Source organism: Pseudomonas sp. MWU12-2029, from assembly GCF_023242425.1.
Taxonomy (GTDB): domain Bacteria; phylum Pseudomonadota; class Gammaproteobacteria; order Pseudomonadales; family Pseudomonadaceae; genus Aquipseudomonas; species Aquipseudomonas kribbensis.
In genome coordinates, this window is sequence record NZ_JALJDY010000001.1 from 738,772 (window position 1) to 752,569 (window position 13,798).

A 13,798-nucleotide genomic window follows, 5' to 3' on the forward strand; every position below is an offset into this window, starting at 1 on the left:
CATGTCCAGTACGCCGTACGTGATTGATCAAACCCAGGCCCGCGAGCTTCTGGCCCGGATCGATGTGCCGCAGATCCTGCGCAGGCTATTCCGCGATCTGGCGGCCGGACATGCGGTGCAACCGGCACAGCAACTGGTGGAGTTTCCCCGGGGCGCCGGGGACTTCATCAACTATCTGGGCGTACTGGCCGAGGACGGCGTGTACGGAGTCAAGACCTCGCCGTACATCGTCCGCGAACAAGGCCCGCTGGTGACGGCGTGGACACTGTTGATGTCGATGCAGACCGGCCAGCCATTGCTGCTCTGCGATGCCGGCGAACTGACCACCGCGCGCACGGCTGCAACCACAGCTGTCGCGGTCGATGCCCTGGCCCCTTCGAACGCAAAACGCCTGGCGATCATCGGCAGCGGCAAGGTTGCCCAGGCACACCTTCATTACGCCAAGACATTGCGCGACTGGCAGAGCATCAACGTGTACTCGCCCTCCTTGAGCGAAGACGGGGCAACCGCCAGCCTGCTGCAAGCCCTTGATCCGCGCGTGCAAATCACCGACAGCCGCGAAACCGCCATTGCCGACGCAGACGTGATCATGCTCTGCACCTCCTCCGCAGGACCTGTGATCGCCCCGGCAACCCTGAGCAAACCGGCACTGATCACCTCGATCAGCACCAATGCACCGCGCGCCCACGAAGTGCCGCCGCAGAGCCTCAACGACATGCAGGTGTTCTGCGACTATCGTCTGACCACACCGGGCTCGGCCGGTGAGATGCTGATCGCCGGCGAACAGCATGGATGGGACAACCACGCGATCATCGGTGACCTCGCGGACCTGCTCAGCGAAAAAGTGCAGCGTCCGGATTACAACCGTCACGTGTTCTTCCGCTCCATCGGCCTGGGCCTGGAAGACATCGCCCTGGCCAACGCCGTCTATCAATTGCAGCGCTGACACCGGAGATTTTCATGAGTCATGCAGATTTCATCATCATCGGCGGCGGGATTGCCGGCGCTTCCACCGGTTTCTGGCTGTCGCAGCACGGCAAGGTTGTTGTGCTGGAGCGCGAATCGCACCCGGCCTATCACTCCACCGGACGTTCCGCTGCGCTGTTCACCGCCGCTTATGGCACTCCACAGGTTCGGGCACTGACACAGGCCAGCCGGGCGTTTTTCGATCACCCGCCCAGTGGCTTCTGCGAACATCCGCTGCTGACCCCGCGCGGTGAAATGACCGTGGATTTCACCGGTGACGCCGCCGAACTGAACAATCAATACCTCAGCGCCAAAGCTACGGTGCCGGAGATGCAACTGCTCAGCGCGGAAGAAGCCTGCGTGCGATTGCCGATTCTGCGTCGGGAAAAGGTCCACGGCGCGATCTACGACCCGACCGCCAGCGACATCGACACCGATGCGCTGCACCAAGGCTATCTGCGCGGTATCCGCCGTAATAACGGGCAAGTCCTGACCGATTGCGAAGTGCTCGGGCTGAGCCGTGATGCCGACGGCGTCTGGCAAGTGCAGACCAACGGCCAGACCTTCAGCGCGCCCATCGTGATCAACGCGGCAGGTGCCTGGGCCGACAAGATCGGCGCTCTCGCCGGTGCGCGGCCGCTGGGCCTGCAACCGAAACGCCGCGCCGCGTTCATCTTCGCCGGCCCCGAAGGCGTCGACATCCACCATTGGCCGATGCTGGTCAGCCTCGACGAGTCGTTCTACATGAAGCCCGACGCCGGGATGTTCCTCGGCTCCCCGGCCAACGCCGATCCGGTCGAGCCCCACGACGTGCAGCCGGAAGAACTGGACATCGCCATGGGCATCTACCAGATCGAAGAAGCGACAACCCTGACCATCCGCCGACCGACCCGCACCTGGGCCGGCCTGCGCAGTTTCGTCGCCGATGGCGATTTGCTGTCCGGGTTCGATCCGCAGGTGCCGGGGCTGTTCTGGGTCGCGGCCCAGGGCGGTTACGGCATCCAGACCTCGCCGGCGATGGGTCAGGCCAGCGCGGCGCTGGTACGCGGTGAATCGCTACCCGAGCACCTCAAGCAGTTCGGCCTGAACGCCGCCATGCTCTCCCCTGCCCGTCTGTCCTGACAGCCCACCCGGATGACTCGCCCAACGGATTGCGGCACACTCGCAACGCCCCCGGACCACGGGGGCATTGACGTTGCCTGGAGCTCCACAGTTATGACCGCCCCCGAACAAACGCCCGAGCCGAATGACGCCGCGCTGGATAACTACCACGCCATCGCCGATGCCATCGCCACCCTGTTCTTTCCCCACGCCGAAGTGGTGCTGCATGACCTGCGCACGCAGAAGGTCGACTACATCGCCAACAACCTGTCGAAACGGGTGATCGGCGATGAATCGTCGCTGGAAGACATGCTCAGCGACGACGTCAGCGAACGGAACATCGGTCCGTACGAAAAGCTCAACTGGGACGGCCAGAAGATTCGCAGCCTGAGCACCGTGCTGCGCGACAGCGAAGGGCGTCCGCTGGCGGTGCTGTGCATCAACCTGAATATTTCACTGTTCGAGAACGCCAAGGCTGCACTGGATCTGTTCCTCTCGCCGAGCAAGCTGATTCCGCAACCGGACTCGCTGTTTCGCGATGACTGGCAGGAGCGCATCAACACTTTCCTGCACGCCTGGCTGCGCGAGCGGCAACTGAGCCTGAATCTGCTGACCCGCGATCACAAACGCGAACTGGTGCTGGCGCTGCACGCCGAGGGCGCGTTCAAGGGCAAGAGCGCCTCGAACTACGTGGCCAATGTGCTGAACATGGGGCGGGCGACGGTGTACAAGCATTTGAAGGAATTGAAGGGCTGAAAGCGTGCAGCCTGCGATGGCAGGCTGCACATTTTGAAACTCAGTCGCCGTAGATGTCCGACTTGAAGTACTTCTCGGAGATCTTCTGATACTCGCCACTGGCGCGAATACCGTCGATGGCGGTGTTCAACTGGCTGACCAGTTCGGTGTTGCCCTTGCGCACCGCGATCCCTGCGCCCTCGCCCACGTATTTCGGATCCTTCAGTTCCGGCCCGACAAAGGCGTAACCCTTGCCGCGAGGCATCGACAGGAAATCGGTCAGCGGAATGGTATCGGCGAAGATTGCATCGAGACGCCCGGCCGCCAGGTCCATGTAGATTTCTTCGTTGTTGCCATAGCGCTTGACGTTGATGCCCTTGGGCTCGAACACCTCGGTGGCATAACGGTCGGTGGTGGTCGCACGCTGCACGCCGACGGTCTTGCCCTTGAGGCTGGCGTACTGGTCATCGACGGTCGCGCCTTCCTTCATCACCAGCCGCGACGAGGTGAAATAGTACTTGTGGGTGAAGTCCACGGACTTCTTGCGGTCTTCATTGATGGTCATGGACGACAGCGCCATGTCGATTTTCTTCACCTTCAGGGAAGGAATCAGACCGTCGAACTCGCCCTCGACCCACACACATTTGACCTGCATCTGCGCGCACAGGGCATTGCCGATGTCGTAGTCGAAACCGACGATTTCACCTTGGTCAGTCTTTGAGGCGAAGGGTGGATACGCCGCTTCGATACCGATGCGCAGGGTTTTCTCGGCGGCAAACACGCTGCTGCACGCCAACAGGCTCAGCGCCAGACCGGTGATGAGGGGGAGTTTCTTCATGTTCGTTCTCTCGCGGGTTGTTGTTGGTTTGGCAAGACGAAGAAGAGCAGCTGCAAGCGGCAAGCCTGGAGCTTCAAGCATGAGACTATTTTTGTACTTGGAAATCCATATTGGACTTTCATGTACAAATCGTCAATCGGGCAAAAGCCATCGGCACCAGCCAATGGTCGGCCGATGCACTAGAGGGGATAAAAGAAGATTTACTGCTTCCAGCGATCCGCCGCCGCATGATCGCTGTCACGACCTTCGACCCAGCGCGGGCCGTCGCTGGTGTTCTCTTTCTTCCAGAACGGCGCGCGGGTCTTCAGGTAATCCATGACAAAGGCACAGGCATCGAAAGCCGCCTGACGGTGGGCGCTGGCGGCGCCGACGAACACGATCGGTTCGCCCGGTTCCAGCGCGCCGATGCGGTGCAGCACTTCCAGCTTCAACAGTGGCCAGCGCTGTTCGGCCTCGACGGCGATCTTGCCCAGAGCCTTTTCGGTCATGCCCGGATAGTGTTCGAGGAACATTCCGGCGACATCAAGGCCGTCGTTGAAGTCGCGCACATAGCCGACAAAACTCACCACCGCGCCGACGCCGACATTGGCCGCGTGCATCGCGTTGACTTCAGCGCCGGGATCGAACGCGGTGGACTGCACACGAATCGCCATGCCTTAGCCTCCGGTCACGGTGGGGAAAAACGCCACTTCGTCGCCATCGACCACTGGCTCGTCGAGCTGGCACAGGTCTTCGTTGCGCGCGCACATCAGGTTCTGTTCGCTCAGCACCTCGGCGCCGTCACGTTTGGCGAGCAAGGCGCGTACGTCCTCCACAGTCGCGAATTCACCTTCGATCTTCACCGAATCCACGCCCAGCGCCTCGCGGTAACGGGCAAAAAACTTCACGGTCAGGTTCATGGCTGCTCCGCCTGGAAATGCCCGCTCTTGCCGCCGACTTTCTCCAGCAGGCGCACGCTTTCGATGGTCATGCCGCGATCCACGGCCTTGCACATGTCGTAGATCGTCAGCGCGGCGACGCTGGCGGCGGTCAGCGCTTCCATCTCCACGCCGGTCTGCCCGGACAACTTGCAGCGAGCCACGATGCGCACGGCGTCGTCGCCTTCGGCGCTGAGTTCGACCTTGACGCCGGTGAGCATCAGCGGATGGCACAGGGGAATCAGGTCACTGGTTTTCTTCGCCGCCTGAATGCCGGCGATGCGCGCCACGGCGAACACGTCGCCCTTGGGATGGCCGCCGCTGACGATCATCTGCAGGGTGTCGGGCAGCATGCGCACCAGCGCTTGGGCCGTCGCCTCGCGGAACGTCACGGCTTTTTCGGTGACGTCGACCATGTTGGCGCGACCTTGGGAATCGAGATGAGTCAGCACGGGGTTACTCCTGATCAGGAGCGTCGATTGTAAACCTGAGGGTCAGAATTGCGCACACAAAAAACCGGGCGACTTTGCAGTCGCCCGGTTCCTTTGGCGGGTTACAGATGGGATTCGGCGTATTCGGCCAGGATCGAGCGAGGCACCCCTTGCAGGGTGATGTGCACACCGTTGGGGAAATCCTTGAAACGTTCGGTCAGGTAGGTCAGCCCGGAACTGGTCGCGGACAGGTAAGGGGTATCGATCTGTGCCAGGTTGCCCAGGCACACCACTTTGGAACCGGCGCCGGCCCGGGTGATGATGGTTTTCATCTGGTGCGGCGTGAGGTTCTGGCATTCGTCGATCAGGATCAGGCTCTGCTGGAAGCTGCGACCGCGAATGTAGTTGAGCGATTTGAACTGCAACGGCACTTTGCTGAGGATGTAGTCGACGCTGCCATGGGTGTTTTCGTCATCCATGTGCAAGGCTTCGAGGTTGTCGGTGATGGCGCCGAGCCAAGGCTCCATTTTTTCCGCTTCGGTGCCGGGCAGGAAGCCGATTTCCTGGTCCAGGCCCTGCACGCTGCGGGTGGCGATGATGCGGCGATAACGCTTGCTGACCATGGTCTGCTCGATCGCAGCGGCCAGCGCCAGGATGGTCTTGCCGGAACCGGCGGCGCCGGACAGGTTGACCAGGTGAATGTCCGGGTCGAGCAAGGCGTACAGCGCCAGACTCTGATAGATGTCACGCGGCTTGAGGCCCCAGGCTTCCTGATGCAACAACGGTTCCTGGTGCAGATCGAGGATCAGCAGACGGTCCTCTTCAATCTCCTTGATCCAGCCGACAAAGCCCTGCTCATCGATGATGAACTCGTTGATGTGCACGGCCGGCAGGTTGTCGATCAGTTGCACCTGGTGCCAGGTGCGGCCATGGTCCTGACGGGTTTCGACCTTGCTCACGCGGTCCCAGAAGGAGCCGGTCATGTTGTGGTAGCCGTTGGGCAGCAGGGACACGTCATCAACCAGTTGGTCGGTGCTGTAGTCCTCGGCGTCGATCCCGCAGGCCCGCGCCTTGAGGCGCATGTTGATGTCTTTGGTGACCAGCACCACCGGTTTCTTGGGATCGCGGGTGTGCAGATCGATCAACTGGTTGATGATTTTGTTGTCGTTCAGGTGCTCGGGCAGAATCAGGTTCGACTCTGCCTGTTTGCTCATCAGAATTGACAGCAACCCTTTAGGCCCGCCCTTTCCGCGCTGGATCGGCACCCCTTGCTCGACGTCTTCGGGCGAGGCATCACCCAACGTCTTGTCGATCAGCCGGATGGCCTGGCGGCATTCGGCGGCCACGCTGTGATGCCCGCTCTTGAGCTTGTCCAGCTCTTCAAGCACGGTCATCGGGATCGCGACGTGGTGTTCTTCGAAATTCAGCAGGGCGTTTGGATCGTGAATCAGTACGTTGGTATCGAGTACATAAAGGATTGGCTGGTTGGAGGAAGGGCTACGTCCGTGATCATCCATACTCGGTCACCTTTGTGGGAGCCATTCGACGCAATACCTGGGCGGTGCTGCGCCTCGAAGTGACTGCCGAATCCACCTGCGAAGCTTTTGTTCGGAATAGCAGGTGAATTGCACACAAAATGGGTCTTGGAAGACGCCACCTGTGTTGCAGGTTTCGGCGGTCTGACTTCGTAATACTCCAAAACCCGTGACAGAAAAAAGCACTTTGACGCTTTTTTGAAGTTTATTTTGCAAAGTGACGAAAAGCCCTTGGCGGACCGCCGCGCCCCCGTTAGAGTCGGAAGTCCGCCTGCATCGAATCCTGCAAAAAATTCACCCCAAGCCCAATGTTTCCGGGCTCTTGCCGTTTGTCAGCGAAAAGCGTCCTGACAGTCTTCCCAGCCGATGCCGCTTTGCGCGGTTTGCGTGATCAGCCACGGCAACGCCGTCTTCACCGCGTCCTGCTTCATGTTGAAATTGATCACTCCGTGCCGCCACAACAGCATCAGGGTCAGCACCCGCTGCGCGCTGGGATTGCCCTTGAGCTTGCCGGCGCCGTCCTGGGCATCGATGTCCCACAGCGCCACTTGCAGGCCCTGATTGCGCAAGAAACTGCCAGCATCGCTGCGGCGCTGGCCTTCCGGTGGACGGAACAGCGGAACGTAGTTTTCCGGCAACTTGCTCTTCACCAGATCGCTGCTGCGGCGTACCGAGTCCTGCCAGTCCTGCCAGTGGCTGTGGGAGCGGAACTCCCAGCCCTGTACGCCCACGCAGAGTTTCGAGAATTCCGATTGCAGGTTGTTCACCGAGCGATCCGCCAGCCGCGCCTGCACATCCTTGCCCAGCAAAAAGAAGGTGCCGCTCAGGTTGGATTTACGTAGATATTCGGCGATCCAGTCGGTGTTGTCCGGCTGCAGATTGGCGGCGCTGTCGAAACTCAGCAGGAACAAGCGGTCATGCATGTCGTCGCCGTTGCGCTCGTAGTCACCGAAATGATCGACTTCGCTGGTAGTCTGCGGCGACAGCGCCGCCTTGCGCATGAGCTCGTCCAGATACTGCAGATGGAAGATCCGGCTCGGCTCGGCCCACTTCGTGTAATAGCTTTCATCGCTGACCACGAACTTGGCCGCCTGCTCGCGCAGGGTCGGCAGGTCTTCGACGAGGAAACAGAAGGAAGCGTCTTGATCGCAGCTCTGCTGGGCGTAGTTGTAGCTGGTCAACAAACGCTGCCACAGACGCTCGCGCAGACTGTTGATCGCCTCCAGATTGACCGTGCGCAGCCCCAGACGCTGGGCCAGCGCGGCCTCATCCAGTGCTTCACTGCCCAGCAGGCCCCGGGCGAACATCAGGACCTCCGCCCGGGAGGCAACGTCGAACAGGGTCGGGTTGTCGAGCTTCTCCGGCCAGGTGCTGCGATCGAGCGTGGCAATATCACCCGGCGCCGCGACGGCCCCGAAGCTCAACAGCCACACGGTGAGTAATAGAACAATGCGCAAAGGGGTGTCTCCATAACAAAACCCGCGCGGCACTATAGCCGATCCGGCTGGCGAACCGCCGATCACCTATGGACCTGATAGCTGGAGTCATCCGTCCCAACCCCCTAGAATCGCCCCCACGATTAAAGGAGACGACTTCATGCTGATGGTGATTTCCCCCGCCAAGACCCTCGATTACGAAACACCGCCGGCGACCCAGCGCTTCACCCAGCCGCAATACCTCGACCATTCCCAGGAACTGATCCAGCAGTTGCGCGAACTGAGCCCGGCGCAGATCAGCGAACTGATGCACGTTTCCGACAAGATCGGCGGCCTCAATGCTGCACGCTTCGGCAGCTGGACACCGGCGTTCACCCCGGCCAACGCCAAACAGGCACTGCTGGCCTTCAAGGGCGACGTCTACACCGGGCTCGACGCCCAGAGCTTCAGCGAAGCCGATTTCGATTACGCGCAACAGCACCTGCGCATGCTCTCCGGCCTCTACGGCCTGCTGCGCCCGCTCGACCTGATGCAGCCGTATCGGCTGGAAATGGGCACCAAACTGGCCAACGCCCGGGGCAAGGACTTGTACGCGTTCTGGGGCACGCGCATCAGCGAATGGCTGAACGAAGCGCTGGCCGACCAGGGCGATGACGTGCTGCTGAACCTGGCGTCCAACGAGTATTTCTCGGCGGTCAAGCGCACGGCTCTGAACGCGCGGATCATCAACACCGAGTTCAAGGACCTGAAGAACGGCCAGTACAAGATCATCAGCTTCTACGCCAAAAAGGCTCGAGGCCTGATGAGCCGCTTCGTGATCCAGGAACGCATCAACGATCCGGCGGCCCTCAAACAGTTCGATGTGCAGGGTTATCGCTTCAGCGCCGAGCAATCAAAACCGGACAATCTGGTGTTTCTGCGCGATCACGCACCCGAATAAAGCATGCCCATTGCACGACTCTTTATATAAAGAGTCGTGCACCTCGCACGACGTCAAAAAAACCTCCCTTCTTTTCGCCGATTTATTGGCGCCATAAAAACATCACACCCATTTCTATCTTTTCTTTCACTCGACAGTTGTCATTTTTTTCAGTAGTGGCACCCAAATTTTTTCCGGGTAGTGGCACAAAACCATCTAACGCGATTATCTGCCTATTAATAAAGGGCGAAATGGAAAGTGCTATCAATATGAGAGCAGTGCCATCTTTCTCAATATTTCAAAAAATTTCAGATTTCGCGATGAGCGGACAGGAACTATGTCCAAATGCATAGCTCATACCACCGGTAACGATTCTCGCCGAATATGTACGAGATAACTTACGCAGAGATCAAAACCATGTAACCAAGTTGTCACAGCAACTTGCCTGAATGGATAACAACTCTGGACAACTAGCGAAGGACAGGAGATACGCACCATCAATATCCCCTACAAGGCCAAGGCCGCGCCCTTATAAACGTGCTCGCCTGAGCACCCAACCGCCCGATCTACAGGCCTTCGCCTGACATCGGGCGCGCAATACGAGATTGCACAAGAGTCCTCTTGCCAGAGGATCCGCTGCATAACAGGGCATGTCACAACAATAAGGCCTGGTTGCGCACATCTTGAGTGCACTTATTTAGACACTCGAAACTTAGTATGCCTGCACACGGCATTGTGACGCCTGCAAGTCACACTTTCGAGTGCACTAAGACCGCTGAACACCATTAACTCCGGCCCTCTAACGGCCTGATATATACAGAGGTAATTGCGATGCGCATCAGCATATTTGGTTTGGGTTACGTCGGTGCAGTCTGTGCCGGTTGCCTGTCTGCACGGGGCCATGACGTGGTTGGCGTCGATGTTGCCAAAGACAAGATCGACATGATCAACGCTGGCAAATCCCCCATTGTCGAACCGGGCCTGGGCGAGTTGCTGGCGCAAGGGATCGAGACCGGTCGTCTGCGCGGTACGACCAACTTCGCCGAGGCGATTCGCGACACCGACCTGTCGATGATCTGCGTCGGCACGCCAAGCAAGAAGAACGGCGACCTGGAACTGAACTACATCGAAGCGGTGTGCCGCGAGATCGGTTTTGTCCTGCGTGAAAAATCCACCCGTCACACCATCGTCGTGCGCAGCACCGTGCTGCCGGGCACCGTGGCCAACGTGGTGATCCCGATCCTCGAAGACTGCTCCGGCAAGAAGGCCGGTGTCGATTTCGGCGTGGCGGTCAACCCTGAGTTCCTGCGCGAATCCACCGCAATCGCCGATTACGACCTGCCACCGATGACCGTCATCGGCGAGTTCGACAAGGCTTCGGGCGACGTTCTGCAATCGCTGTACGAAGAACTCGACGCGCCGATCATCCGCAAAGACATCGCCGTCGCCGAGATGATCAAGTACACCTGCAACGTCTGGCACGCGACCAAAGTGACCTTCGCCAACGAGATCGGCAACATCGCCAAAGCGGTGGGCGTCGATGGACGTGAAGTGATGGACGTGGTCTGCCAGGACAAGACCCTCAACCTGTCCCAGTACTACATGCGCCCGGGCTTTGCCTTCGGCGGCTCGTGCCTGCCGAAGGACGTGCGCGCCCTGACCTACCGCGCCGGTTCCCTGGACGTAGAAGCGCCGCTGCTCAACTCACTGATGCGCAGTAACGAATCGCAAGTGCAGAACGCCTTCGACATCGTTGAAAGCCACGACAAACGCAAAGTCGCCCTCCTCGGCCTGAGCTTCAAGGCCGGCACCGACGACCTGCGCGAAAGCCCGCTGGTGGAACTGGCCGAGATGCTGATCGGCAAGGGTTACGACCTGAGCATCTACGACAGCAACGTCCAGTACGCCCGTGTCCACGGCGCGAACAAGGATTACATCGAGTCGAAGATCCCCCACGTGTCGTCCCTGCTCAATGCGGATTTCGACTCGGTGATCGACAACTCCGACGTGATCATCCTCGGCAACCGCGACGAGAAGTTCCGCTCCCTGGCTCAACAGGCACCGCACGGCAAACAGGTCATCGACCTGGTCGGCTTCATGGCCAAGGCCACCGATGCCGGCACCCGCACCGAAGGGATCTGCTGGTAACGCAGCAGCAAGCCTCGAGCTTCAAGCCGCACGCCGTGAATCGGCGGGCGGCCTGAAGCCCCCATCACCTTCGGATGACGGTCATGTCCAAGCTCAAACATTTTTTTCTGCAATCCGCCGGCTGGCTTTTGTTTCTGAGCCTGCTGATGGGCCTGGCCCTGATGCTGCCCGAGTCCACGTTCGACTCCGAGTCGAAGGACTTCATTTTCCTGATTGGCGCCGTGGGTATCTGGCGCTACTCGATGGGTGCAACGCATTTCGTGCGCGGCATGATCTTTCTCTACATCGTCTACCCGCACCTGCGCCGCAAGGTTCGCAAGCTGGGCAAGGCGGCGGACCCGTCCCATGTGTTTCTGATGGTCACCAGTTTCCGCATCGACGCGTTGACCACCGCGCAGGTCTACAGCTCGGTGATCCGCGAAGCCATCGACTGCGAACTGCCGACCACCGTGGTCTGCTCCATCGTCGAAATGTCCGATGAACTGCTGGTCAAGGCGCTGTGGGCGCGGATGAATCCGCCGGACCGGGTCAAGCTCGACTTCGTGCGCATTCCCGGCACCGGCAAACGCGATGGCCTGGCCTACGGCTTCCGTGCGATCTCCCGTCACCTGCCGGACGACCGTGCCGTGGTGGCCGTGATCGACGGCGATACCGTGCTCGCCGAAGGCGTGGTGCGCAAGACCGTGCCGTGGTTCCAGATGTTCGGCAATGTCGGTGGCCTGACCACCAACGAATTCTGCGAAGTGCGCGGCGGCTACATCATGAGCGAGTGGCACAAGCTGCGCTTCGCCCAGCGCCACATCAACATGTGCTCGATGGCCCTGTCCAAGCGCGTGCTGACCATGACCGGCCGCATGTCGGTATTCCGCGCCTCGGTGGTGACCAACCCGGACTTCATCGCCGACGTCGAAAGCGACTCGCTGCAACACTGGCGTCTGGGCCGCTTCAAGTTCCTGACCGGCGACGACAAGTCGAGCTGGTTCAGCCTGATGCGCCTGGGCTACGACACCTTCTACGTGCCGGACGCCGCGATCAACACCGTTGAGCACCCGCCGGAAAAGAGCTTCATCAAGGCCAGTCGCAAACTGATGTTCCGCTGGTACGGCAACAATCTGCGGCAGAACTCGCGAGCGCTGGGCCTGGGTGTGAAACGCCTCGGCACCTTCACCTCGGTGGTGCTGTTCGACCAGCGCGTATCGATGTGGACCTCGCTGCTCGGCCTGACCGTGGCGATCATCGCCAGCTTCAAGTACGGCGGCGCGTTCATCCTCGCGTACCTGCTGTGGATCGGCATCACCCGTCTGATTCTGACGCTGCTGCTGTCCTGCTCCGGTCACCGCATCGGCCCGGCCTACCCGGTGATTCTCTATTACAACCAGATCGTCGGTGCGCTGGTGAAGATCTACGTGTTCTTCCGCCTCGACCAGCAATCCTGGACTCGCCAGCCCACTTCCCTGACCCGTGATCTCGCCAGCTTTCAACGTTGGTTCAACACCTGGTCGTCTCGGACCATGACCTTCTCCGCCGGCAGCATTTTCGTCGCCGTGCTGCTGATGATGGTCTGACCTGCCCCTCTTGAATTAACAAGGAAATCGCCCCCATGAATACCGCCGTCAACGTCAACGTAGTGCATGAATCCGAAGCCCAGCGTCAGCACGCCCGAGTGAAAATCCCGGCCAAGCTGCGGTTCTTCGGCCCTGACCGCGCACCGGTCGAAGCGCGGGTCATCGACCTGTCCGCCGGTGGTCTGGCGTTCAACGCCGGGCAACTGCCGCTGACCGTCGGCCAGGTGTACAAGGCGCGCCTGCAGTTCGTCATCGACAACCTCGGCATCGCCATGGACGTTGAACTGCAAGTGCGCTCCTACGACCGCCAGACCGGCCGCGCCGGTTGCCAGTTCCAGAACCTCGAACCGCAGGACATTTCCACCCTGCGCCACCTGATCACTTCGCACCTGGCCGGCGACATCGTCAGCATCGGCGAAGTGCTGGCGACCCTGCAGCGCGACAACTTCACCAAGGCGCGCAAGACCAAGGACAGCGGCCACGGCATGACCCCGTTCGGGCGTCTGAAAGCCGTGACCTTCAGCGCCGGCATTTTCGCGATCGGTCTTGTGGCGGCGGGTTTCGTTTTCAAATCGGTGTACAGCATGTACTTCGTCAGCCATGCCCAGGCCGGTCTGGTCAGCGTGCCGGGCATGAACATCACCATGCCCCGCGACGGCACCGTACAGAGCCTGGTGAAGTCCGACGGCGTTGCCGCCAAAGGCGCACCACTGGCGACGTTCAGCACCAGCATGCTCGACGTGCTCAAGGGCCATCTGGATGAAGATCAACTGCAACCGGCCAAGGTTGAAGAACTGTTCGGCAAGCAAATGACCGGCACCCTCACCTCGCCGTGCGATTGCACCGTGGCCCAGCAACTGGTGGCTGACGGTCAGTACGCGAGCAAGGGCGACGTGATCTTCACCCTGGTACCGCGCAACACCCAGGCCACCGTCGATGCACGCTTCTCCTATCGCCAGTTCGGCGACGTGCGTCCGGGTACTCCGGTGAGCTTCCAGATCGCCGGCGAAGACAAGACCCGCACCGGCAAGATCATCAGCAGCACCAGCCTGAAAAGCGCCGACCTGTCCTCCGACATCCGCGTGCAGATCCAGCCTGACGAGCCGCTGGACAGCACCTTCGCCGGCCGCCCGGTGGAAGTGAACAGCGACCGCGGTCCGAACCTGAACTGGCTGATCGACAAAGCCATGGCTGCCGGTCTTTAAGT

Annotated in this window: 13 protein-coding genes; 7 read left to right on the forward strand and 6 right to left on the reverse strand. The window is 60.3% G+C overall.

The genetic code is table 11. The features are described 5' to 3' along the window. Window position 1 precedes the first annotated feature (1 nt). The 3 genes from M5B44_RS03570 to M5B44_RS03580 all read left to right on the forward strand — a co-directional run bounded on the left by M5B44_RS03570 (window position 2) and on the right by M5B44_RS03580 (window position 2,823). The gene (locus M5B44_RS03570; protein WP_248738245.1) at window positions 2–946 is read left to right on the forward strand and encodes an ornithine cyclodeaminase family protein; all 945 of its coding nucleotides are present in this window, start codon (window positions 2–4) and stop codon (window positions 944–946) included. Between the two features lie 14 nt (window positions 947–960). Further along, on the forward strand, window positions 961–2,088 hold the full coding sequence (locus M5B44_RS03575; protein WP_248738246.1) for an NAD(P)/FAD-dependent oxidoreductase: 1,128 nt from the start codon (window positions 961–963) through the stop codon (window positions 2,086–2,088). A 93-nt stretch (window positions 2,089–2,181) separates the two neighbouring features. Then, a complete protein-coding gene (locus tag M5B44_RS03580) occupies window positions 2,182–2,823 on the forward strand; it encodes a transcriptional regulator (RefSeq protein WP_085711690.1) in 642 nt (213 codons plus the stop codon). A 40-nt stretch (window positions 2,824–2,863) separates the two neighbouring features. On the opposite strand, the gene M5B44_RS03585 is transcribed toward M5B44_RS03580, so the two are convergent. The 6 genes from M5B44_RS03585 to M5B44_RS03610 form a co-directional block, all read right to left on the reverse strand. Then, on the reverse strand, window positions 2,864–3,640 hold the full coding sequence (locus M5B44_RS03585) for an ABC transporter substrate-binding protein (protein ID WP_085711691.1): 777 nt from the start codon (window positions 3,638–3,640) through the stop codon (window positions 2,864–2,866). A gap of 200 nt (window positions 3,641–3,840) precedes the next feature. Continuing rightward, on the reverse strand, window positions 3,841–4,293 hold the full coding sequence (gene moaE, locus M5B44_RS03590) for a molybdopterin synthase catalytic subunit MoaE (protein ID WP_085711692.1): 453 nt from the start codon (window positions 4,291–4,293) through the stop codon (window positions 3,841–3,843). Window positions 4,294–4,296: 3 nt separating this feature from the next. Further along, complete coding sequence (moaD, locus tag M5B44_RS03595; protein ID WP_248738247.1) at window positions 4,297–4,539, reverse strand: molybdopterin converting factor subunit 1; 243 nt, start codon at window positions 4,537–4,539, stop codon at window positions 4,297–4,299. Beyond that, entirely contained in the window at window positions 4,536–5,009 is a 474-nt protein-coding gene (moaC, locus tag M5B44_RS03600) for a cyclic pyranopterin monophosphate synthase MoaC (RefSeq protein ID WP_007957321.1), read from the reverse strand. Before moaC ends, moaD begins: the two co-directional genes overlap by 4 nt. A gap of 101 nt (window positions 5,010–5,110) precedes the next feature. Continuing rightward, window positions 5,111–6,505, reverse strand: a complete 1,395-nt coding sequence (locus M5B44_RS03605) for a PhoH family protein (RefSeq protein WP_085711694.1) — start codon at window positions 6,503–6,505, stop codon at window positions 5,111–5,113. Window positions 6,506–6,855: 350 nt separating this feature from the next. Beyond that, window positions 6,856–7,980 carry a polysaccharide deacetylase family protein gene (locus M5B44_RS03610; protein ID WP_248738248.1) on the reverse strand — a complete coding sequence of 375 codons (1,125 nt, stop codon included), beginning with the start codon at window positions 7,978–7,980 and terminating at the stop codon, window positions 6,856–6,858. Between the two features lie 139 nt (window positions 7,981–8,119). Between M5B44_RS03610 and yaaA the strand changes: the two genes are divergently transcribed. The 4 genes from yaaA (at window position 8,120) to M5B44_RS03630 (ending at window position 13,796) form a co-directional block, all read left to right on the forward strand. Then, complete coding sequence (yaaA, locus tag M5B44_RS03615; protein WP_248738249.1) at window positions 8,120–8,899, forward strand: peroxide stress protein YaaA; 780 nt, start codon at window positions 8,120–8,122, stop codon at window positions 8,897–8,899. 810 nt (window positions 8,900–9,709) lie between these two features. Then, the gene (locus tag M5B44_RS03620; RefSeq protein WP_085711697.1) at window positions 9,710–11,026 is read left to right on the forward strand and encodes a nucleotide sugar dehydrogenase; all 1,317 of its coding nucleotides are present in this window, start codon (window positions 9,710–9,712) and stop codon (window positions 11,024–11,026) included. 83 nt (window positions 11,027–11,109) lie between these two features. Further along, a complete protein-coding gene (gene alg8, locus M5B44_RS03625; protein WP_248738250.1) occupies window positions 11,110–12,591 on the forward strand; it encodes a mannuronan synthase in 1,482 nt (493 codons plus the stop codon). A 35-nt stretch (window positions 12,592–12,626) separates the two neighbouring features. Then, window positions 12,627–13,796 carry an alginate biosynthesis protein Alg44 gene (locus M5B44_RS03630; protein WP_085711699.1) on the forward strand — a complete coding sequence of 390 codons (1,170 nt, stop codon included), beginning with the start codon at window positions 12,627–12,629 and terminating at the stop codon, window positions 13,794–13,796. The last annotated feature ends 2 nt before the right edge of the window (window positions 13,797–13,798 follow it).

What these genes read in the sequence shown, in the direction of transcription:
- M5B44_RS03605 (WP_085711694.1), bottom strand. Translation starts at nt 6,505, where the DNA reads ATGGATGATCACGGACGTAGCCCTTCCTCCAACCAGCCAATCCTTTAT.
- M5B44_RS03580 (WP_085711690.1), top strand. Translation starts at nt 2,182, where the DNA reads ATGACCGCCCCCGAACAAACGCCCGAGCCGAATGACGCCGCGCTGGAT.
- M5B44_RS03570 (WP_248738245.1), top strand. Translation starts at nt 2, where the DNA reads ATGTCCAGTACGCCGTACGTGATTGATCAAACCCAGGCCCGCGAGCTT.
- moaD (WP_248738247.1), bottom strand. Translation starts at nt 4,539, where the DNA reads ATGAACCTGACCGTGAAGTTTTTTGCCCGTTACCGCGAGGCGCTGGGC.
- moaE (WP_085711692.1), bottom strand. Translation starts at nt 4,293, where the DNA reads ATGGCGATTCGTGTGCAGTCCACCGCGTTCGATCCCGGCGCTGAAGTC.
- yaaA (WP_248738249.1), top strand. Translation starts at nt 8,120, where the DNA reads ATGCTGATGGTGATTTCCCCCGCCAAGACCCTCGATTACGAAACACCG.
- M5B44_RS03575 (WP_248738246.1), top strand. Translation starts at nt 961, where the DNA reads ATGAGTCATGCAGATTTCATCATCATCGGCGGCGGGATTGCCGGCGCT.
- alg8 (WP_248738250.1), top strand. Translation starts at nt 11,110, where the DNA reads ATGTCCAAGCTCAAACATTTTTTTCTGCAATCCGCCGGCTGGCTTTTG.
- M5B44_RS03585 (WP_085711691.1), bottom strand. Translation starts at nt 3,640, where the DNA reads ATGAAGAAACTCCCCCTCATCACCGGTCTGGCGCTGAGCCTGTTGGCG.
- M5B44_RS03630 (WP_085711699.1), top strand. Translation starts at nt 12,627, where the DNA reads ATGAATACCGCCGTCAACGTCAACGTAGTGCATGAATCCGAAGCCCAG.
- M5B44_RS03620 (WP_085711697.1), top strand. Translation starts at nt 9,710, where the DNA reads ATGCGCATCAGCATATTTGGTTTGGGTTACGTCGGTGCAGTCTGTGCC.